Genomic DNA, 21,368 nt, shown 5'->3' on the forward strand with positions numbered 1-21,368 from the left:
GGAGTATCGCCGTGAAAGTCCTGCTGGCCCACACGCCGGAGATGCGCCGCAATTACTACGGCGATCGCAGCCTGAACGGCTTGCGCGCGACCGCCGAGGTGATCCTGCACGAGAGCGATGAGACGCTGGTCTCAGCCAGCCTCGTGCGCGCTGCGCAAGATGTCGACATCATCGTGGCCGATCGCATGACCGAGGGACGCGGCGAGATCTTTGCACAACTGCCGCGCCTGCGCGCCTTCGTCCGCTGCGCCGTCGACATCCGCAACGTCGATGTCGAGGCGGCCTCGAACGCCGGCGTGCTCGTGACCCGCGCCGGGCCTGGCTTCGTGCAAGCGGTTGCCGAGCTCGCGGTTGGCTTCATGGTCGATCTCTCCCGCGGCGTATCGCGAGCGACGGCCGATTATCACGCCGGCCGCAAGCCGGAAGCGCGGATGGGACGGCAGCTCGCCGGCAGCAAGATCGGCATCATTGGCTATGGCAGCATCGGGCGCTATCTCGGGGAAATCGCCAAGGTGATGCGCATGGAGGTGCTGGTCGCAGATCCCTTTGCGACCGTGACCGACGGTGCCATCCGGCAGGTCAGCCTCGACGAGCTCCTCGCCGCGTCCGACTATGTCGTCTGCCTTGCCATCGCCAACGAGCAGACCGAAAATCTGATCGGCGAGGCGGCGCTGGCGCGGATGCAGAAGCATGCCGTCTTCGTCAATCTCTCGCGCGGCAACCTCGTCGATGAAGCGGCGATGGCGAAGGCGTTGCTTGAAAATCGAATCGCGGGTGCCGCGATGGATGTGGGCCGCGCGCCCGACCAGATGCCAAGCCCGGAGCTTGCGAAGCTTCCCAACGTCATCGCCACGCCCCATGTCGGCGGCCTGACGCCGCAGGCGATCGAATATCAGTCGCTGGAAACCGTGCGCCAGGTCGAAGCGATCGTCAAAGGCGAGATCCCGCAAGGCGCCGTCAACGCCGACGGCTGGACGCGGCGGCCGTGATCCGCTCTATAGCCGGTCCACCGCTTTGAACGTCCCGTCCTTCTGGATCACCGTCAAAAACACCTTCGGCGGCGCGTCGAGCATGCGCATGCCGACGGTGATGGTGCTGCCGCTGATGTCGAAGCGGCCGACATCGTTGATGGTGCGCAGCAGGCTCGCGCGCGTCGGTTGCGGTCCGGCTTGTTCCAGCGCCGCGGCCGCGAGACGGCCGGCGATATAGCCTTCGAGCGCCACGAAATTCGGTGTCAGCGCCGGGTCGAACGCCGTCTGCGCCGCCTGGTAGTCGGCGACCAGCTTAAGCGAGCGGTCCCAGGGAAACGGCACGACCTGCGTGACGACGACGCCTTCGCCCTCGGGGCCGAGCTCCTTGGCGAGCGCAACGGCGCCGACAAAGGAGATGTTGACGAAGGTCGGATTGGCGCCGCTGCGGTGCGCGAGCTTGATGAACTCGGCGCAGGGACCGTAGGTCCCGACCATGACGATCGCCTCGGGTTCGACGCGCTTGATCGTGCGCCAGGCCGACGCGACGGCGCGGGTGTTGCGCTCGAAGGTGCCTTCGGCGGCGAGCTCGAGGCCGCGCCTGGCAAGCGCGCGCTTCACGCCGGAAAGACCGTCGCGCCCGAACGAGTCGTCCTGGTAGAAAATGGCGATGCGGGTGAAATGGCGATCCTCGGTGAGATGCTTGACCCACGCCTCGGCCTCGGCGCCATAGCTTGCACGGATGTTGACCACGTTCGCAAGCTCGAGGTCGCGCAAGAATTCAGCGCCGCTGAAGGGACCGATGAAGGGCACGTTCCTGGCGCTGGTGATCGGTATCGTCGCCACCGCGGTCGGCGTGCCCACCGCGCCGATCAGCGCGAACACCTTGTCGTCCTCGATCAGCCGCAGCGTCTGCGCCAGCGAGCGGTCGGGGTCGTAGCCGTCGTCACGGCTGATGAGCTGGAGCTTGCGGCCGTGGACGCCGCCTTTGGCGTTGATCTCGGTGAAGGCTGCGACGATGCCCTGCCGCATGCGCTGTCCGAGTGTGGAGGAGGGACCCTCGAGCGCTGCGGCTTGGCCGAACAGGATCGCATCCTCGCTGACGCCGATCTCGTCGGCTTTCGCCGGCAGCATGCTTGCTGCCAGGACGGCGACGGTCATGACGATGCATGTCGCAGATCGAGATCGATACATCAGACAAGTCTTGCCGGGTGCGGTGAGTAGCTTCGTGAAAGCTATCGCCACGGGATGAATCGGCGATGTATCGACGGCTCCGTACTACTCCGGGGAAAACCGGCAACTTGCTTCGACAGAGCCCGCATCATCCTGCACTTCATTAACTAAACCGGGTAATGCGGAAAAGCCGGGTTCCGAAATTGTGCAGTTCTTAACCGCGGTCCTGTTCCGATAGTGGCTCCGGCGGCTCAACCAGAGGTTCGGTTGAGCGGGAGAGGGGACGGCGGTTTTTGGAATGGGCGGTCGGGATCAGAACGATCAGGATCGGGGGCGTATGACCGGATGGTGGCGTGCCGCGCCGCTGCTCGGGCTCTATCGCCCTGCGCTCGTCGCAGTCGGCGTCGGTCTTCTGTTTTCGGTCGTGGCTGCAGCCGCCGTGGCGCGATGGGAAGGCCGCGTCAACAAGATCGAGTTCGAGAACGCGGCCGAGACCGAAGTGATCGTCATGCAGAACGGCATGAGCGAGTACATCTCCAGGCTCGTCGCGCTGCGCACGCTGTTCGAATCGACCAATCAGGAGATCACCCGCAGCGAATTCGAGACCTTCAGCGCCCGCCTGTTCGAGCGCCATCCCGGCATGCTGCGCATCTCCTGGGTGCCGCGGGTGAACCGCAAGGAGCGCGCCGAATACGAGGCCGCGGCGATCACGGACGGCGTGTCCGGCTATCGCATCAAGTCGCTCCAGGGCGATGCGTTCGCGACCGCGCCGCAGAGCGACGAATATTTTCCGGTGTTCTACTCGACCCAGCCGAAGACGTCTCCAGTTTACGGAATGGACTACGCGACCGTTCCGGAGCGCCGCGCGGTCCTCGAGCGCGCGCGCGACACCGACCGGATAGGGGCCATTCGCACCCGCCTCTACGAGCCGAAGGAGGGCGGCCGGTTGCCCGACGTCCTCGTCGCCATTCCCGTCTACGCCAAGGGAACGTCGCGCGACGCGGTCGTGGACCGGCGCCGCAATCTCGCCGGCTTCGTCGTCGGCGTCTTCGACCTGCCGCTGCTGATCCAGTCCATTCGCGTGACCACCGGGGCAAGCCCCGCGGTCAGCGTCAACGTCTATCCGCCGTTCGCGGGTCAGATCGTCGGCCTGGAGCAAATGCTGCCGGATTACTCGTCGGCCGCGACGGCGCCGCAGACGATGCGGGACGTCGCGCGGACCCTGCACTGGTCGGGCAATCTCAAGATCGGCGACACCGATTGGCAGGTGCGGGCGGTTCCGGCTGCCGGCGGTCCGCTGGAGACGACTTACGATCGCGCGGGTGCGGTGCTGATCGTCGGCATGCTGCTGACGCTGTCGCTTTCGACCTATCTCATGCTCGCAAGCCGCAATTCGCAGCGGCTGTCACTGGCGAACCGGCGGGTGCTCGAACTCGCCCAGACCGACATCCTGACCGGATTGCCGAACCGCGCTTTCTTCCTGGCCCGGCTCGACGAGCTCAAGGGCCGTTTGAAGGACGCCGGTCCGACCTTCTCGATCCTAATGCTCGACCTCGACCGCTTCAAGAACGTCAACGACTCGCTCGGTCACGGTGCCGGCGATGCGCTGCTGCGTCAGGTCGCACAGCGGCTGAAATCCGCTTTGCGCACCAGGGACGTGCTGGCCCGGCTCGGCGGCGACGAATTCGCCATCATCCAGGAAGCTTGCGAGGATCAGCGCGTCTGCTCGACCGAACTGGCGGGGCGGATCGCCAAGCTCGTGGCCGAGCCGTTCCTTCTTCCCGGACACCGCGTCGAGATCGGCACCAGCATCGGCATTGCGATCGCGCCCGATCATGGCAGCGATCAGGAGCAGCTGCTGAAGAAGGCGGACCTGGCGCTCTACCGCTCTAAATCGTCGGGCCGCAACTGCTTCACCATCTACGACAAGGCGATGTCGGCCGAGCTCGAGGCGCGCAGCACGCTGGAAGGCGATCTGCGCGACGCCATCGCGCGGTGCCAGCTCGAGGTGCACTACCAGCCGTTCGTCGACGCCCTCAGCGGCACGCGGCGCGGCTTCGAGGCGTTGGTGCGCTGGCGGCATCCGACGCGCGGCTTGATCGCGCCGGACCAGTTCATCCCGCTTGCGGAGGAGACCGGGCTGATCGTGCCGCTCGGCGAATTCGTGTTGCGGCGCGCCTGCGCGGACGCGGCCGGCTGGCCGTCAGATCTTGCGGTCGCCGTCAACCTGTCGCCGATCCAGTTCAAGGAGGCCGAGCTGTTCGAGATGATCAGCGCGGCGCTCGCCGATTCCGGATTGCTGCCGCAGCGGCTGGAGATCGAGATCACGGAATCCGTGCTGCTGGAGCGTGGCGTCGAGAACCACGCCTTCATGGAGCGGCTGAAGAGCATCGGCATCGCGCTCGCACTCGACGATTTCGGCACCGGCTATTCGTCGCTCAGCTATCTGACCGCTTTCCCGTTCGACAAGATCAAGATCGACAAATCGTTCATCCGGAACCTCACGCATCAGCCGCGCAGCTCCGCCATCATCTCCTCGATCGTGACGTTGGCGCGCGGGCTGGACATGTCGGTCACCGCCGAGGGCGTCGAGACCCGCGAGGAGTACGAGCGGCTGAAGGCGCTCGGCGTCAATTTCGCGCAAGGCTATCTGTTCGGCCGCCCGCAGCCGATCGAACGGATCCTGTTCGACGCGCCCGCCAAATCGTCGCAACGCGACGCGGCCTGAGGGCGGCCGCCCAAGGATCGCTCAATGAGGCATGCGCGAAAAGCGCTTGACCCGGGCAGTCCTGGATGGTCGGAAGGACCGTCCAGGGATGAAACACACAATGCGGCTTCCGTTCTTCTACGGCTGGGTCGTGGTCGCGGTGACCTTCGTCACCATGGCCATCGGCGTCAACGCGCGCACCGCCTTCTCGCTGTTCTTCCCTCCCATCATCTCCGAATTCGGCTGGGAGCGCGGCGTCACCGCGGGCGCCTTCTCCTTCGGCTTCGTGGTGTCGGGCATGGTCAGCCCGCTGATCGGCCGGCTGATGGACCGCGCCGGCCCGCGCGCGGTGATGGAGCTCGGCGTCGTTCTGATGGGCGGCGGATTGCTGCTCGCGCCGCTCACGAGCCAGCCATGGCATCTCTATGTCACCATCGGCGTCATGGTCGGCGCCGGTTCGGTGTGTCTCGGCTATTCCGGGCAGTCGTTGTTCCTGCCGAACTGGTTTATCCGCACGCGCGGCCTCGCCATCGGCATCGCCTTCGCCGGGGTCGGCATCGGCTCGGTCACGCTGCTGCCATGGGTGCAACACATGATCGAAGGGACCGGCTGGCGCACCGCCTGCACGGCGATGGGCCTGATGATCCTGATCGTGCTGGCGCCGATCAATCTGTTCCTGCATCGACGTCCCGAGGATATCGGCCTGCGGCCTGACGGCGATGCGGCCCCGGCCGCAGGCGCCGCAAAATCCGTCTCCAACATCATCGATCCCGTCTGGGCCGGGACCGAATGGACACTCCGGAAAGCGGTCGCCACGACGCGGTTCTGGTGGATCGCGCTCGGCTATTTCTGCGGCCTCTACATCTGGTACGCGGTGCAGGTGCACCAGACCAAATTCCTGCTCGACATCGGCTTCAGCACGGGTGTCGCGGTGTGGGCGCTCGGCATCGTCAGCCTGCTCGGCATTCCCGGCCAGATCCTGCTCGGCCATGTCTCCGACCGGATCGGGCGGGAATGGGTTTGGGCGATCAGCTGCGCGGGTTTTGCGATCTCTTTCGCGGCGCTGATGGCCCTGAAATTCCAGCCGTCATTGTGGCTGGTCTATCTCATGGTGTTCACGCAAGGCGCGCTCGGCTACGGCCTGACCTCGATCATGGGCGCGGTGGTGTTCGAGATTTTTCAGGGCAAGCACCAGGGCAGCATTTTCGGCACGATCATGCTGGCAGCATTGGCCGGCGGCGCTGCCGGTCCCTGGGTCACCGGCTTGCTCTACGATCGGGCCGGCGACTACACGCTGGCCTTTGGAGTTGCCATTATCGTGAGTGGGCTGTCGGCGCTCTCGATCTGGCAAGCCGCGCCGCGCAAGGTGCGCGCCGTCGCCGGCAAGCTTCAGGCGGGAACCGGCGCCGAATAGGTTCCGTGCGCGCCCAATTACCTTCGTTTCTTTCGCGGAATGTTAATCATGTCGCGTCTTGGCGCGGTGCGAGGGGACTGCAAAAACGACTTGGACACCATGGTGGCGCTAGCGTCAGTTGCAAATTTTCCCGATGCCTCCGGGTCTAGCGATGTTCGCCTCCGATTGTGCCATGACAGAAACTCCGGAAGTGCTATTGGCCGCGCTCGAACGCGCCGACGAGGGCATCGTCATCGTCGACAGCGCGCATCGCATCACGCATTTCAATGCCGGTGCGGAGCGGATCTGGAAACTCGCACGCGCTGATGTGCTCGGTCACGACGCCGAAATTCTCACCCTCAAATGCCTTCAGGCCGATCCGGTTGCAGAATTCCGTGACGAGATCAGCCTCGTGCGAAACGACGGCAGCCGCATCCGGGCGGCCATCTCGCTTTCATCCATTGCAAGTGGAGGCATCACCTATCGCATCGTGTTCGTGCGCGACGTCACCGCGGATGCCGAACGCCGCGCCAGGATCGGGCTTCTCCACGCCGTCTCCGACCAGACCAACCGCGCGGTGCTCATCACCGACACCGACCAGAACATCGTCTACGTCAATGCCGCCTTCACGACGCTGTTCGGCTACACCAGCGAGGAAGCCGAGGGCCGCCGTGCCAGGGGCCTGCTCGCCGGCCGCCACACCGATCGCAAGGCCGTTGCGAAGCTCGTCAAGCGCCTGATGGAGGGTGGCCACCGCGGCGAGGTCGAGATGCTCGCCTATGACAAGGACGGCGAGGAGATCTGGGTCTGCGCTCGCATCGATGCCTTCCGCGACAGGAAGGGCCAGGTCAAGCACATCTTCGCGCTGCTCGAGGATATCACCGAGACCAAGCAGCTGCGCTCGCTGCAGCAGCTCATCATGGGCGCGCTGGCTGACGAGGTTCCGATCGGCGAGATCGCCGACCGGCTGTGCCGCCGTGTCGAGCAGATCGCGCCCGACGTCGTCTGTTCGCTGCTTCATATCGATGCCGCGGGCCTGATCCATCCGCTCGGCGGCCCAAGCCTGCCCGAGGACTATTCCCGCGCACTGGACGGCGTTGCCATCGGCCCCAATGTCGGCTCGTGCGGAACCGCGGCCTTCTACGGCGAGCCGGTGCTGGCGACGGATCTGGAGACCGATCCGCGCTGGCGGCCGTACAAGGCGATGCCGCTCGCGATTGGCCTGCGCGCATGCTGGTCGACGCCGGTCAAGGCCAAGGACGGACGGGTCATCGCCACGTTCGCCTTCTACTACCGGGAGCCGCGCGCGCCGAGCAATTGGCATCGGCGCATCGTCGAGGCCTGCGTCAATCTCGGCGCTTTCGCGATCGAGCGCAAGGAAGCGCGCGCCGAGATCGCGCGGCTCGCCTATCACGATATCCTCACCGGCCTGCCGAACCGCGCGCAATTGCGGCGCCTGATCACCACCGCCATCGATGCCTGCCCGACCGGCAGCCACGTCGCGCTGGCCTTCCTCGACGTCGATCATTTCAAGGACGTCAACGACACACTCGGTCATGCCGCCGGCGACGAGCTCCTGATCCAGCTCGCGCAGCGCCTGCGCGAGCAGATCGGGCCCGAGGACATGCTGGGGCGACTCGGCGGCGACGAGTTCGTGATCCTGCTGCCGCAGCGCAACGCCGAGGGTGCCGAGCGCGTCGCGGCCGGAATCACCGAAGCGCTGGCCGCGCCGCTGCGGCTCGGCTCGAGGCAGCTGCAGATGTCGGCGAGCATCGGCGTCAGCCTCTATCCCGATCACGCCACCGACATCGACACGCTGATGCAGCAGGCGGACGCGGCCATGTACATGGCCAAGCAGGCCGGCCGCTCGACCCATCGCCTGTTCAGCGCCGAGATGAACGGGCTCACCGAGCAGCGGCTGGCCTTGATTGCGGCGCTGCGCCGCGCCATCGCCGAGGGCGCGCTGACCCTCCGCTATCAGCCGCAGATCCGCAGCTGCGACGGCGCGATCCATGGCGTCGAGGCGCTGGCGCGCTGGCACGATGCCGAGCTCGGCGACGTCTCGCCGGCAAAATTCATCCCACTCGCCGAAGAGTGCGGCCTGATCGAGCAGATCGGCCTGTGGTCGGTGCGCGAGGCCTGCCGGCAGATGGCGAGCTGGCGCCGCGCTGGGCTGAACATTCCATCCGTGTCGGTGAATCTGTCGCCGATCAATTTCCGCAACGTCACGCTGGCCGCGCGGCTCAAGGATATCCTCGCCGAATACGATCTGCCGGCGGATGCGCTGATGCTCGAGATCACCGAGGGCGCGTTCATGCAGGACAGCGTCGCCGCGCTCGAGACGATGAACGCGATCCGGGAGCTCGGCGTCGGGCTTTCCGTGGACGATTTCGGCACCGGCTATTCCAGCCTCAGCCGGCTCGCCCATCTGCCGATCCGCGAGCTCAAGATCGACCGCAGCTTCATGCGCGACATCGAGCGTGACGCCGGCGCGCTCGCGATCGCCACCGCTGTGGTGCGCGTCGGGCAGGGCCTCGGCATGACTGTCGTCGGCGAAGGGGTTGAGACCGAGGCGCAGCGCAAGGTGCTGGCCGAGCTCGGCTGCGACGTCGTGCAAGGCTTCCTCTACGCGCCCGCGCTGGCGCCCGTCGCGTTCGAGCGCTGGCTGATCGAGCACTGCGCCGAGCAGGCGCAGGCGATGCTGGCTCGTCTCGACATTGCACCGGCCGGCGCGACCGCGGTGAAGCGGTCGGCGTAGGGCGTCTACTCTCGGAGCCGCCACGGCAGCAACGACCGGCTAGTCATCGAAATCAACCAAACGCGTTACTTCGATCGTGTCTGGTTTGATTTTGCTCGGCATTGACGCGGCAATGCATAGTGAACGGTCAGCAGGCTTTCGTTCCTGTCATCGAAAATCAAATGATCGGTCAAGGCCATTTCCGCGCGCATCGCGTTGCAGCAGAAGATCATCCATCGATTGAACGTGGGCAGCTGGCTCATGGAGCGGTAAAGCTCGCCACATTCGATGGTCAGGTTCTGCCGGCCTTGCGCATTCGCCAATTCGAGCCGGGATCGAATCTCTTGCCGGAAACCATCCGTTGAAACCATGCGACTCCGATAGCCGAAAACCCTTCTGAGAGGGGGATCAGCCGGCCAGTATTGAAATCGAGCGATGAGCCCCGTCAACTCAGACGTCAGGCCGTGTGACCATAGAGCAATGCCAACACAAAGATACAGCTAATAAAGCCGATCGGATCGATGCGCTCGTCTCGCTATTGGGTGACGGCGTTCCTATATGCTCGAGATCACCGCCCGCCCTTGGCAGTTATCGGTGACTGAGAGCATTGCGCTCCCGCCTCAACCACGCAGGCGGTCGGATGTCCGATATCCCAAAATACAAATCTCCTGGACTGATTGGTATCTCGGGTGCCGGTGCGGGTCGCTTCGTCGGCCTGCATGCGGCGGAATCCATTTTCAATTGATCTGCGGCAGCGATCTCGCACGCAGATCGTCAGGAGGTTTACGTGGCAAACACAGCAACGATCCGAAATTCGAACGGACTTCCGGCCACATTCACGGGATCGAAGACCGGGCAGGACGACGCTCCGTTTGTCTTCGTCAAGGTCGGCGATGAAGAGCGCCGCATGCGAAGGGCCGAATGGGATGCGCTTCCGCCCTGGACCGGTCCGCGCCCGGCACGAACAGTCAACGACTGATCGCACAGCCTTGGGGAGTCCCGCTTGACGGTCGAACATGCCATCGTGCGAACCAAGCCGAAGCCCTGGGGCAGCCTCGATCTGCGGCCCTGGAGTGAGACGTCGACGAGCGACGGGCCGATCGGGGAATTGTGGTTCGAGCGCCCGGGTCTTGCTGCGCCGAAGACGACGTTGCTGCTCAAAATGCTCTTCACCACCGAGCCCCTGTCGATTCAAGTTCACCCGGATGATGCGTTCGCGCGCTCGATCGGCCTTGCCAACGGCAAGACCGAAGCCTGGTACATCGTCTCTGCGATCCCTGGTGCCGGGGTCGCGGTGGGGCTGAACCATCCGCGCTCCGCCGCGGAGTTGCGAACCGCGATCACTGATGGCTCGATCGCCGATATCGTGGATTGGCAGCCGGTTCATCCAGGCGACGTCATTCTCATTCCTGCTGGAACGATCCACGCGATCGGCGCCGGCATCGTGCTCGTGGAAATCCAGCAGCACAGCGACGCCACGTTCCGGCTGTTCGACTATGGACGAGCGCGCGAACTGCACATCGACCATGCCGTCGCGGTGGCGACGGCAGGCCCACGCCAGATTCAATCGCCGTCCGAACGCCTGAGCGGCGCGCGAACGGTCCTCACGGTCAATTCCTATTTTGCGCTGGAGCAGACGGACCTTGCTCCTGGCTCCGTTTGGATGCTCGACGCACCGAAAGAGACCTGGCTGCTGGCGATCGAAGGCCACGCCCAACTCGGCTCGACGAGGCTGGCGCCGGGGGAGGCGTTCTTCCTGGAAGCCGACCACGCGGAAATCGAGGTCGGTGCGAGCGGCTTGAAAGCGCTGCTGGCCTATCCCGGCCCGAAGATAAACCCTGCTGCGCTAACAGAGCGCAGCGCCGCGAGCGCCAGTCGCGCACCGCACGCCTTTCCCGGCACCTTGGTCCCGTCTCCCGTCGAGACCGCCACGCTCAAACAATCGGAGACGCCAAATTGGCTGCCGTAAATCGTATTGCATTCATCGGCAATTCGCTTCCCCGCCGCTGCGGCATCGCGACCTTCACCACCGACTTGCAGAGCGCCGTTGCGGCGTCCCGGAGTGATCTGGAGACGGTCATCGTCGCGATGACCGATCACGGCCAGGTCTACGATTATCCTGCCACCGTGGGCCTGGAGATCAACGACGACAGGCAAGATGATTATGTCCGTGCGGCTGCCTATCTGAATAGCGGCGGCTTCGAGGCCGTTTCGCTGCAACACGAATTCGGCATTTTCGGCGGCGAAGCCGGATGCCAGATCATGGCGCTTCTGTCGCGCCTGACCATACCGATCGTGACAACCCTGCATACGGTCTTGTCCGAGCCGACCGAGGCTCAGCGCGACGTCATCACGCGCATCGTCGAGTGCTCGTCCAAGATCGTCGTGATGGCTGAAAAAGGCCGGGAGTTGTTGCGCTCCGTCTATCACGTGGCTGACGAGAAGATCGAGATCATCCCGCAAGGCATCCCGGAATTTGCGTTCGTCGAACCCGACGCGGCCAAGGCTGCGCTCGGATTCAGCAACAAGTCGGTCATCCTGACCTTCGGATTGCTGTCGCCGAACAAGGGCATCGAAGTCATGATCGATGCGATGCCTTCGATTCTGAAGACCCGACCCGACGCCGTTTACGTCGTCCTCGGTGCGACGCATCCCAACCTCGTGCGCGACCGTGGCGAAGCTTATCGTGAGTCCCTGATGGCGCACGCGCGCCAGGCTGGCGTCGAGGATCACGTCGTGTTCCTCGATCAGTTCGTCGACAAGAAAACGCTGCTCGATTTCATCTCGATGTCCGACGTCTACGTGACGCCGTACCTCAGTGAGGCCCAGATGACCTCGGGCACGCTGGCCTACAGTTTTGGCCTCGGTAAAGCCGTGGTGTCCACCCCGTATTGGCATGCCCGTGAACTATTGGCCGAGGGCCGCGGCATCCTGGTTCCGTTTGGCGACGCGGCAGCGCTCGGCATTGAAATCGCCAAGTTGCTCACCAACGACGTGCTTCGGCAGGCGATGCGCAAGCGCGCCTTTTCGAGCAGCCGCGCGATGACATGGGAAAGAACCGCCGAGCGCTATATGTCGGTCTTCGAGAACGCCGGCCGCCGGCATCGGCTCAAGACCATCGCGCGTATGGATACTGGCACGCTGCTGCGCGACAGCCGCGCCCCGCCGGAAATGCAGCTCGGCCATTTCCTGTCGATGTGCGACGACACGGGACTGTTTCAGCATGCCGTTCATAGCGTGCCGGATCGTGCCCACGGCTATTGCGTCGACGACAACGCCCGGGCGCTGCTCGTGGCCTGTGCGCTCAACAATCCGGGTGAAGAGCGGCTGCCGGAAGCGCTGACGGCGCGATTTGCCGCTTTCGTCCAGCACGCCTGGAATCCGGATACACGACGATTTCGCAATTTCATGGGCTTCAACCGCTGCTGGTTGGAGGACAAGGGGTCGGAGGACAGTCACGGACGTACGCTCTGGGCCTTGGGCGTGTGCGCGTTGACCGACGCCAGCTCGTCGCGGCGCTCATGGGCCGCGGCCTTGTTTTCCGAAGCAATGGCGACAGTGGAAGATTTTCGTTCGCCCCGTGCGTGGGCGTTCGTATTGCTGGGCCTCGATGCTTACTGCTCGGCTGTCCCGGGCGATGTCCAGGCGACCCGCCTGCGTGCCGTGCTTGCCGATCGGTTGATCTTGATCTTCGACACCGTGGCAACCGGCGATTGGGTCTGGTTCGAGGACGGGTTGGCCTATGATAACGCGCGCTTGCCCCAGGCGCTGATCATAACCGGTCTTGCCATCAAGACATCGCGCTATGTCAATATCGGGCTGGAGTCGTTGCGCTGGCTTGTGAAGCGGCAAACCTCAGCGAAAGGCCAATTCCGCCCGATCGGCACGGCGGGGTTTGGCGATCGACGCCAGCCGTCGCAAGCCTTCGACCAGCAGCCGCTGGAGGCCGCGGCGACCATCGCGGCATGCCTCGCCGCATGGCGGGCCGATCACGATGTCGAGTGGAAAGCCGAAGCCGCGCGGGTCTTCGCGTGGTTTCTGGGCAGCAACGACCTGTCGGCCTCGCTGGTCGATCTGGAGACCGGAAGCTGCCGGGATGGCCTGCACCCCGATCGTCCCAATGAGAACCGCGGAGGGGAATCCGTGGTGTCTTATTTGCTTGGGCTTTCCGAGATTCGGCAAATTGCCCGCCTGAGCGAAAGCCGGGCCAAGCCTGCTCCTCTCGTCGCTTGACGGAGCAGGATTACGATTTCCTCCTTCAACCCATCGAGGCCGTCTTGTCGCAATCTCCCTTCCTCAAACGTCAAGCCCTTCAGCTGCGGCCTGATCCGACCCGTGTCATCGTTCGGCCTTTCAAGCCGGCAACAGAGCCGCGCGACCTCAATCCGACGGACAAGACCCGCGCCAACCATATCGTCGAACGGGTCCTCGCGCTCGATGCCGAGACGGCTGACCGGCAATTGGCCGACGTTCTGGAGAATTTCCTCGGCCGTCACCGCAACCTGTTGCAGATATTCGAGACACGCGCCGCGGAAATGGAAGAGGCGCTGGCCGACCATGCTGTATTCACGCAGGTGCAGCGCCAACTCGCGGGCGCCTATTTTCTCAACGAATATTCGTTCGAGGCCTCGGCATTGTTCAATCCGAGTATCGTGCCGCATCCCGATCAATCCGGAACGCCGGAAGGCAGCCTTCGCTTCATCCTAAGTCTTCGTGCCGTCGGCGAGGGTCACGTGTCGTCCCTGACATTTCGCTCGGGGCTTATTGCGGCAGACGGGACCGTGACCATCGACCCGACGGCGCGCCTTGCATCCAGCCCCGATCTCGTCAAGCTGACATCGGGCGCCGGCGGCGACGAGATTGATGTTACATTTGCGGCCGGCCAGGATCTGAGCGAGCGGGTGATTTTCCCGGTCACTGAAGCGCAGTCGAACGGGATCGAGGACGCCCGCTTTGTGCATTTCAGCAACGCCGGCGAGACGATCTACTACGCGACCTACACCGCTTATAGCGGACGGGCGATCCGGTCGGAGCTGATCGAGACGTCCGACTTTGTATCGTTCCGGCTATCGACCCTGAAAGGCAGTGCCGCGCGCAACAAGGGCATGGCGTTATTCCCGCGCAAGATCGGGGGCAGATATGCGATGATCGCGCGCCAGGACAACGAGAACCTCTATCTGATCTTTTCCGAAGACCTCCAGACGTGGGATGGCGGCCAGCCGATTCTGAAGCCGCGATACCCCTGGGAATTTGTGCAGATCGGCAATTGCGGATCACCCATCGAACTCGACGTCGGGTGGCTGCTTCTGACGCACGGCGTCGGACCTTTGCGAAAATATTCGATCGGGGCCGCGCTGCTGGACAAGAACGACCCTTCGAAGGTGCTCGGCCGCCTGCGCGAGCCACTATTGCGCCCGGACCCTTCCGAACGCGAAGGATATGTTCCAAACGTCGTCTACACTTGCGGCGCGATGCGCCACCAAGACAAGATCATCTTCCCCTACGCGGTCTCCGACAGCTACTGCAATTTTGCGACCATCGAGATCGCATCCTTGATCGCGGCCATGGACAGGAGCGCATAGGAACTGCGCTGACCGTTCTCGACATCCATCCGGTGGATTGGAAAAGCGTGAAGCGGTCGGCGCAGAACACTGCGTCGAGCGGGTGATTTCCGGGCTCAGGCATCCGGTTGCAGGAACGTGCCGTACTGCTTGGTCGCGGCGACCGCGGCCGCGGCCTGTCCGATCATCCGCATCGCGGCCATCATCGGCCACGGCCCAAGGCTGACCCGCCGAACGCCGACGCGAGCCAGATCCGGAAGTGCGGGAACGCCTTGTGTCACCATGATGTTGACCGGCAGAGGCGTGAGCTGAACGAACTTTTCAATGAGAGCGAGGTCGGTGAGGCCGGGGACGAAAATTCCGTCGGCGCCGGCCTCGGCATAGACCTTCGCCCGCCTTGCCGCTTCATTCATGCACTCGTCCGGCGATCCGAATTTCAGTAGGAACGGATCTGTTCTCGCATTGATGAATAGCTGAACTCCCAGATCTTTCGCGGCGTCGCGCGCGGCCTTGATCTTGGCGGCATGGAGTTCGGGATTGACCAGTTGCCGCTTTCCCCCGATAGCCCGTCCTCGATATTGATGCCGACGGCGCCGGCTTTCAAAATCTCGGTCGCCGATCTGGCGGCGGCCTCCGGGGTGTCGCCATATCCTGCCTCCAGATCGATTGAGACTGGAACCGACACGGCCGCAGTCATCCGCGATACGAGGCCAGTCACCATGTCGAACGGGACATTTTCTCCGTCGGCGTATCCAAGTGCGGAGGCGACCGCGCCGCTGCTGGTCGCGATGGCCGGAGCGGTCTTCGCGATGGCTTTGGCGGTGGCGGCGTCCCAGGCGTTGAACAGGACGAGCGGATCGCCCTTCCTGTGAAGGGCATGAAAGGTCTCGGCATATTGATGTTGTGTCTTGGCGTCCATTGCGCGCACTCCAGATTAGAAAATCGAAGGATGTTGTGGGCCACCGCCCTCTGCGTTCAGTCAGGCGCGTGCGTCTTGAACCAGTCCATGATCAGGCCGGTGACTTCTTCCTCACGCTCGAGGTGCGGGAAGTGCCCGACATCGGGCAGGACAATCCGCTTGTGCGGCCCCTTGAACAGCGGCTCCTCCTTGACCGAGTACCTCGCTGTCGGATCGTTGCTGCCATAGATCGTCAGCGTCGGCGTGTGCATGTCATTGATCGGCAGCCGGCCCGTGAGCCCCGCATCGGTCAGGCCTCCGTAATATTTCAGCGCCGCGGCCATCGTGCCGGGCGAGCTGAGTGTCTCCTTGATCGAACGGATGTGCTCGGCATTGTTGAATGTCGGTGACCACAGCTTCCAGAGATAGTCGACGAAGGGGAGGCCCTCGGTATTGACCGCGGATTCGGCGCCGGGCAGCTGGAAAAAATAGACGTGGAAGACGGCTCGAACGAGCTCCGGATCCCGTCTGATGCTCGAAATTGTAATCGGGTGCGCGGTGTTCATGACCACGGCGGCCTTGATTGCCGATGGCGCCGTGGCCAGCGCCTGAAAGGTCGAGGTGCCGCCCCAATCCATGCCGACGACGCGTGCCTGTCCGTCGTCGCTCAGCGCCGCGATGAGGGCTTCGAGATCCTTGCCCAGTGCGATCGGATCGAAAATGCCGTCCGCCGGAATCTCGGTCGGCGCATAGCCACGCAGGAACGGCGCGACGGCACGATACCCGGCATCCGCGAAGACCTGCAGCTGCTTTCGATACGACCAGGCATTGTCGGGAAAGCCGTGCAGGAACATGACCAGGGGGCCATCGCCCTGTTCGAGATAGGCGAAGCGCACGCCGTTGGCCTGCACGTATTTCAAGGCGGGTTCGGTGCCCCTGGTATCCGCTTGGGCATTCGCTTGTCGTGCCGCGCTCCGAGTATTCATCGTCATTCTCCATGTGATCGAGCCCCGCGATCCAAATTATGTGCGGAGCGCACATATCGTCAAGTTGTTTTTTGTGCGCTCCGCACATATTGTCGGTGTATGGAAATTGGAATCGCAAATTTGCTGGGGGCGCTTTCGCTCGCCGTCATGGATCGGATCGAGCAGGGCGCGCGCGAGGTCATCGGCCGCGGTGGCGAGACCCCTGCGGCACTGGTCGTCATCGGCTATGGCCAGGGCATGACCAACGACAAGCTGCGGCGGATCCTTGGCCTGTCGCATTCAGGAACGGTCCGGCTGGTGGACCGTCTGGTGTCGGATCGGCTGGTCGAACGTCGGCCCGGACAGGACGGCCGCGAGGTTGCTCTGCACCTGACGGCGAAGGGCGCCGCAACCCGCAACGATTTGATGACTTCGCGGATTTCGGCCGTCGCGTCGCTTCTGGATGTACTTTCGCCGGCCGAAACGAAGCGCCTTGAAACGCTGCTCCATGAGTTGTTGGCTCGGCAGGATACCTCCGAGATGGATCGCTTCACGATCTGCCGCATGTGCGACGACAGCGTTTGTACGAATTGCCCCTTGCCCACGGACAAGGGCAAACGCGCTCGCTAGCGGGCGCGCTCGAGACTATCATCCGGCTTGGGCGCAACGCGCGTTCACATCGCGGAAAGGAACGTCCGGCGTTTCCCCACGTTGTCGGCCCACCAGCACAAGCCGGGCCATACGATGAAGAAGATCGCCACCATCCTTGTCATGCTCTGTGCCTTTCCGGCTGCCGCCCGCGCGGACAGCTGGAGCGGCTATCGCATTCCCGAGACCGGGACCAGCGTCGATATCCCTTCGTCCATCTTCACCGAGCAAGCCGGCCGGCCCGACGGCTATGGCATGCAGTACCGGACCAGCGACGGCCGTGCGGATTTGACGGTGCAGGCCGTTCCCAATGACGGCAGCTCACCGGCCGCTTTCCTGGCGCGGAAGAATCCGCCGCCCGGCATCACCTACAAGCGCATCACGCCGCGCTTCTTCGTGGTCTCCAGCACCCGGGGCGGCAAGATCTGGTACGACCGCTGCAACTTTGGCCGCCGCTACGTGCATTGCGTGCTGATCAACTATCCGGCCGCCGAGAAGCGGCAGTGGGATGCACTCGTGACCCGCGTCAGCCGCACGCTGAGCGGCGGTTGATCCGTTCACCAACGAAAAACCTGCTCACAAAGAAAAACTGCCCGCAGGTTGCGGGCAGCAGTCTCGTGAGGATGGTTCAGCGCACGTTGGTCGATGTCGTCGACATGGTCGGCTTGGAGCCCGGCACGTGCGACATGGTCTTGGTGGTCGACCCGACCTCCTCGCCCGCCTTGACTTTCGTGCGGGTGTGGGAGCGGCTGAACGTACCACCCTCATGCGCCTGCGCGCGCGCATTGGAATTGAGCACCGGACCGTTGCCCTTGTTCATGCTGGTGCCGGACTGCGCCTTGCCGTTGGCAGACGCGGCGCTGCCGCCCGCTGCAATCGACGAGCCGGTCTGTCCGGAGCCCGACGTCGACGTGCCGCCGGTGCCGAGCGTGCTGGCCGAGGTGCCGCCGGCCGCGGCCGAGCCCCCAGTGCCGCCGGTCATGCTGGTTTGCGCCGACAACGGCGAGGCGGCGGCAAGCAGGAGTGCGACCGACGAGGTCGCGATCAACATTCTCATCTGTGAAATCCTTTTGCTATGGCGACGATGTCGAGATGGTGCAGCCGTTGACCGTGACGGTGCTCGCGCTGGTCGAACCCGGGCCGCCGGCCGTCGAGGACGAACTCGACACGTTGCCGCCACCGGCCTGGACGTGCACCGACGATCCGCCGGCCGAGCTAGAGCTCGACAGCGAGCCGCTCGATGAGGTCGAGCCGGTGGTGCCCGAACCCGATGACCCCAGCGCGGTAATGCTGCCGTCGGGATGTTTTTCCACCGTGACCCGGCAGGTCTCGCCGGACGCGGTCTTGCCGGTTTTCTGCATGGTTTCCCCCGCAGCTGCGCTGCTCATCAAAGTCAAAACTGCGATCGCAACGATTGGTCTGTTCATGCCAGTCCTCCTCAGGAAGGACGAAGGAGCGGCATTGCTGCCGCTCCGCCGGCCGGATGTCAGTCCTTGTCCTTCTTCATCTCGTCCTTGTGGTGGCCTTTGCCCTTTTCCATGCCCATGTCGCTGGCATGTCCCGCGGAGGAGCCGGCCGCTCCCACGGTCGAGCCGCTCTTGCCGCCGCCGGCCGACGAGCCGCCCGTGCCGACTGTCGATGCCGAGTTGGAGCCGGAGCCTGCCGCAGAGCCGCCGGTGCCGACGCTGGACGAACTCTTGCCGCCACCCGCCGACGAACCACCGGTGCCGAGCGTCGAGGCCGAGCCTGAGCCGCTGCCGGAGCCTGCGGCGGAGCCGCCAGTGCCGATCGACGAACTGCTGGTGCCGCCGCCCGCCGACGAGCCGCCGGTGCCAAGCGTCGAGGCCGAGCCCGATCCGCTGCCCGAACCCGCCGATGAACCGCCCGTGCCTACGGTCGAGTTGCTGGTGCCACCGCCGGCTGACGACCCGCCAGTGCCGACCGTCGAACTCGACTGGGCCACGGCGAGCGCGGTACCGGCCAGCAGCGCAGCTGCGGCCGCAGACAATTTCAGAATCCTCATCGCTGTCTCCTCGAATGATCAAATTGCCAAAACAGGCACGGGATAAAGTGGCAAGCTGCAGAAACGTTCCTTGGATCGGTATGAGGATGTGGAAAATGCGCGCGAGAATTGCGACGAGGTTCCAGCGGCGCGGCGCGCCGATGCCGAGCGGGAACAGCGAAGCGCGACGATCTGAAGAAAACAAACGCTACTTCAACGACAATCCCGTCCTGCGCCGCAGATCCGTGATCGCGCGCAGAAAACTGTCGGCCGGCGTCGTCTCCGGATCGATCAGGCGGTGCAGGCGAAAGCCGTCTTCCAATGCCAGCACGACGGAGGCCATCCAGGGGGATTGAGCGTGTCGCCCTTCGCGTTGCTCTTCAGCGTTGCCTCGATGATGTCGGCGACCAGCTTGCGCCGCGCGCGCAGGCGCTTTGCAAGCTCCGGTAGGCGCTTCTCGGCGCGGGCGACAAACAGGATCATCTCCATGTGGAGCAGCGGCGAGCGGCCGAGCGGATCCTGCCTTGTGCGATCCATCGCCTTCAGCGCCGCGATGAAGTCGTCGAGATTGTCGTGCTGCGCGAGGATGTCCATGTTGCGCCGGATCGACTGCGCGACATGGTCCTCGAGCATGGCGATAATCAGCTCGTCCTTGCTCTTGAAGTTGGAATAGAACGCGCCGCGGCTAAATCCGGCCGCCGCCGCGATCGCCTCGATGCTGGCGCCGCCGATGCCGTCCTGCTCGAACACGCGCGCCGCCGCCTCGAACAGCCTGTCGCGCGTGTCGTCCCTGGTCGGCCTAGTTCTCACCCTTGACATCGGGGCAGTTTAGGGCAAAATGCAACACGATACAACAATGTATCGAGTTGATAATTCCGGGATGGTTACGCTGCGCAAGAGGGGCTGCGGCGTATGCGATTCATGCGGCAACCGATATGAGGTCACCATGAACGAGCACGTGCAGGGCACCGGCGGTCCGCTGTTCAACCCGCTGTCGCCGGACTTCATCCGCGATCCCTATCCGCATTATGACCGGCTCCGCGCGATCTACCCGATTCACGTGACGCCGTTCGGCCAGTTCGTCGCCAGCCGCCATGCCGATGTCAGCCTCGTGATGCGCGACAAGCGTTTTGGCAAGGATTTCGTCGAGCGCTCCAGGCGCCGCTATAGCGAAAAAGATCATGGAGGAGCCGGTCTTCCGCAGCATGAGCCACTGGATGCTGCAGGCCGATCCGCCCGACCACACCCGCCTGCGCGGCCTCGTCGTGAAGGCCTTCACCGCCCGCCGCGTCGAGGACATGCGGCCACGCATCCAGGAGATCGTCGACCAGACCATCGATGCCGTGATCGACCGCGGCCACATGGACCTGATCGAAGACTTCGCCTTCCGCCTGCCTGTGACCATCATCTGCGACATGCTCGGCATCCCCGAGGACCATCGCGAGACTTTCTATAACAGCTCGCGCGATGGCGGACGGCTGCTCGATCCCGTGCCGCTCTCGCCGGAGGAGATCGCCAAGGGCAACGCCGGCAACATGATGGCGCAGATGTATTTCCAGCAGCTGTTCGAGCTTCGTCGCAAAAATCCCGGCCACGATCTCATCACCCAGCTGGTGCAGGCCGAGGAAGACGGCAACAAGCTCACCAACGAGGAACTGACCGCCAACATCATCCTTTTGTTCGGCGCCGGCCACGAGACCACGGTCAATCTGATCGGCAACGGCCTGCTGGCGCTGCATCGCAATCCGGACCAGCTCGCGCTTTTGAAGGCGCGGCCGGACCTGATGGTGGGCGCGATCGAGGAGTTTCTGCGCTACGATTCCTCGGTGCAGATGACCGGGCGGGTCGCGCTGGAGGATATCGACGATCTCGGCGGCGCCAAGATCCCCAAGGGCGAGACCGTGCTCTGCCTGCTGGGCTCGGCCAACCGCGACCCGGCGGTCTATCCTGACCGCCCCGACCGGCTCGACGTCACCCGCCAGAATGTGAGGCCGCTGTCGTTCGGCGGTGGCATCCATTTCTGCCTGGGGGCCCAATTGGCCCGGCTCGAGGCCGAGATCGCCATCGCCACGCTGTTGCGTCGGCTGCCCGACCTGCGCATCGACGACGTCGAAAACCCCGAATGGCGGCCGACCTTCGTGCTGCGCGGCCTGAAGCGGCTGCCTGCGAGCTGGTGATGGCTCGCCGGCGTTAACCTCCGCGCGCAACAGTCGCTGTGACTTCGCCACACTTCCCCCTATATAAGGGGCTGTTCCGGTACGTCTGAGGCCCTGCGGCTCAGGCAAGGCCCGCATCCGGTTTGGCCGAGGGGAGACC

16 protein-coding genes and 3 pseudogenes are annotated in these 21,368 nt (G+C 64.1%); 11 read left to right on the plus strand and 8 right to left on the minus strand.

Annotated elements, in window-relative coordinates; all coding sequences use genetic code 11:
• The first annotated feature begins 11 nt into the window (after window positions 1–11).
• On the plus strand, window positions 12–989 hold the full coding sequence (locus tag AB3L03_RS26580; protein WP_085350283.1) for a hydroxyacid dehydrogenase: 978 nt from the start codon (window positions 12–14) through the stop codon (window positions 987–989).
• A gap of 6 nt (window positions 990–995) precedes the next feature.
• On the opposite strand, the gene AB3L03_RS26585 is transcribed toward AB3L03_RS26580, so the two are convergent.
• Window positions 996–2,129, minus strand: coding sequence for an ABC transporter substrate-binding protein (locus AB3L03_RS26585; protein ID WP_368507261.1), 1,134 nt, complete (start codon window positions 2,127–2,129; stop codon window positions 996–998).
• 349 nt (window positions 2,130–2,478) lie between these two features.
• On the opposite strand from AB3L03_RS26585, the gene AB3L03_RS26590 reads away from it, so the two are divergent.
• The 3 genes from AB3L03_RS26590 (at window position 2,479) to AB3L03_RS26600 (ending at window position 8,999) form a co-directional block, all read left to right on the plus strand.
• A complete protein-coding gene (locus AB3L03_RS26590; RefSeq protein WP_368507262.1) occupies window positions 2,479–4,869 on the plus strand; it encodes an EAL domain-containing protein in 2,391 nt (796 codons plus the stop codon).
• Window positions 4,870–4,969: 100 nt separating this feature from the next.
• Window positions 4,970–6,262, plus strand: coding sequence for an MFS transporter (locus AB3L03_RS26595; protein ID WP_368509080.1), 1,293 nt, complete (start codon window positions 4,970–4,972; stop codon window positions 6,260–6,262).
• Window positions 6,263–6,413: 151 nt separating this feature from the next.
• On the plus strand, window positions 6,414–8,999 hold the full coding sequence (locus AB3L03_RS26600; protein ID WP_368507263.1) for an EAL domain-containing protein: 2,586 nt from the start codon (window positions 6,414–6,416) through the stop codon (window positions 8,997–8,999).
• Window positions 9,000–9,064: 65 nt separating this feature from the next.
• Here the strand turns inward: AB3L03_RS26600 and AB3L03_RS26605 are convergent, their stop codons facing one another.
• Window positions 9,065–9,349, minus strand: coding sequence for a hypothetical protein (locus AB3L03_RS26605; protein WP_204512045.1), 285 nt, complete (start codon window positions 9,347–9,349; stop codon window positions 9,065–9,067).
• A 416-nt stretch (window positions 9,350–9,765) separates the two neighbouring features.
• On the opposite strand from AB3L03_RS26605, the gene AB3L03_RS26610 reads away from it, so the two are divergent.
• The 4 genes from AB3L03_RS26610 to AB3L03_RS26625 are packed head-to-tail and all read left to right on the plus strand — an operon-like array spanning window position 9,766 to window position 14,560.
• Window positions 9,766–9,957, plus strand: coding sequence for a hypothetical protein (locus AB3L03_RS26610; RefSeq protein ID WP_035974339.1), 192 nt, complete (start codon window positions 9,766–9,768; stop codon window positions 9,955–9,957).
• A 24-nt stretch (window positions 9,958–9,981) separates the two neighbouring features.
• A complete protein-coding gene (locus AB3L03_RS26615; protein ID WP_368507264.1) occupies window positions 9,982–10,947 on the plus strand; it encodes a class I mannose-6-phosphate isomerase in 966 nt (321 codons plus the stop codon).
• Window positions 10,935–13,211: a glycosyltransferase family 4 protein gene (locus AB3L03_RS26620; RefSeq protein ID WP_368509081.1), complete on the plus strand. Its 2,277-nt coding sequence runs from the start codon at window positions 10,935–10,937 to the stop codon at window positions 13,209–13,211. The genes AB3L03_RS26615 and AB3L03_RS26620 overlap by 13 nt, the downstream gene beginning before the upstream one ends.
• Window positions 13,212–13,255: 44 nt before the next feature.
• Complete coding sequence (locus AB3L03_RS26625; protein WP_368507265.1) at window positions 13,256–14,560, plus strand: glycoside hydrolase family 130 protein; 1,305 nt, start codon at window positions 13,256–13,258, stop codon at window positions 14,558–14,560.
• Between the two features lie 95 nt (window positions 14,561–14,655).
• Here AB3L03_RS26625 and AB3L03_RS26630 read toward each other — a convergent pair.
• Both AB3L03_RS26630 and AB3L03_RS26635 read right to left on the minus strand, forming a co-directional pair.
• A pseudogene (locus AB3L03_RS26630) lies at window positions 14,656–15,458 on the minus strand (isocitrate lyase/phosphoenolpyruvate mutase family protein).
• A 56-nt stretch (window positions 15,459–15,514) separates the two neighbouring features.
• Window positions 15,515–16,423: an alpha/beta fold hydrolase gene (locus AB3L03_RS26635; protein WP_026232712.1), complete on the minus strand. Its 909-nt coding sequence runs from the start codon at window positions 16,421–16,423 to the stop codon at window positions 15,515–15,517.
• A gap of 120 nt (window positions 16,424–16,543) precedes the next feature.
• Between AB3L03_RS26635 and AB3L03_RS26640 the strand changes: the two genes are divergently transcribed.
• Together AB3L03_RS26640 and AB3L03_RS26645 are read left to right on the plus strand one after the other, a co-directional pair.
• Complete coding sequence (locus AB3L03_RS26640) at window positions 16,544–17,032, plus strand: MarR family winged helix-turn-helix transcriptional regulator (protein ID WP_368507266.1); 489 nt, start codon at window positions 16,544–16,546, stop codon at window positions 17,030–17,032.
• Window positions 17,033–17,146: 114 nt separating this feature from the next.
• Entirely contained in the window at window positions 17,147–17,602 is a 456-nt protein-coding gene (locus AB3L03_RS26645) for a hypothetical protein (RefSeq protein ID WP_026232713.1), read from the plus strand.
• Window positions 17,603–17,678: 76 nt separating this feature from the next.
• On the opposite strand, the gene AB3L03_RS26650 is transcribed toward AB3L03_RS26645, so the two are convergent.
• The 4 genes and pseudogenes from AB3L03_RS26650 to AB3L03_RS26665 form a co-directional block, all read right to left on the minus strand.
• Window positions 17,679–18,101: a hypothetical protein gene (locus tag AB3L03_RS26650; protein ID WP_018454312.1), complete on the minus strand. Its 423-nt coding sequence runs from the start codon at window positions 18,099–18,101 to the stop codon at window positions 17,679–17,681.
• A 22-nt stretch (window positions 18,102–18,123) separates the two neighbouring features.
• The gene (locus AB3L03_RS26655) at window positions 18,124–18,477 is read right to left on the minus strand and encodes a hypothetical protein (RefSeq protein WP_026232714.1); all 354 of its coding nucleotides are present in this window, start codon (window positions 18,475–18,477) and stop codon (window positions 18,124–18,126) included.
• Between the two features lie 59 nt (window positions 18,478–18,536).
• Window positions 18,537–19,073 carry a hypothetical protein gene (locus tag AB3L03_RS26660; RefSeq protein WP_018454314.1) on the minus strand — a complete coding sequence of 179 codons (537 nt, stop codon included), beginning with the start codon at window positions 19,071–19,073 and terminating at the stop codon, window positions 18,537–18,539.
• A 187-nt stretch (window positions 19,074–19,260) separates the two neighbouring features.
• A pseudogene (locus AB3L03_RS26665) lies at window positions 19,261–19,871 on the minus strand (TetR/AcrR family transcriptional regulator).
• Window positions 19,872–19,998: 127 nt separating this feature from the next.
• Here AB3L03_RS26665 and AB3L03_RS26670 point away from each other — a divergent pair.
• Window positions 19,999–21,229 (plus strand): annotated as a pseudogene (locus tag AB3L03_RS26670) (cytochrome P450).
• The last annotated feature ends 139 nt before the right edge of the window (window positions 21,230–21,368 follow it).

The organism is Bradyrhizobium lupini, from assembly GCF_040939785.1.
Lineage (GTDB): Bacteria > Pseudomonadota > Alphaproteobacteria > Rhizobiales > Xanthobacteraceae > Bradyrhizobium > Bradyrhizobium canariense_D.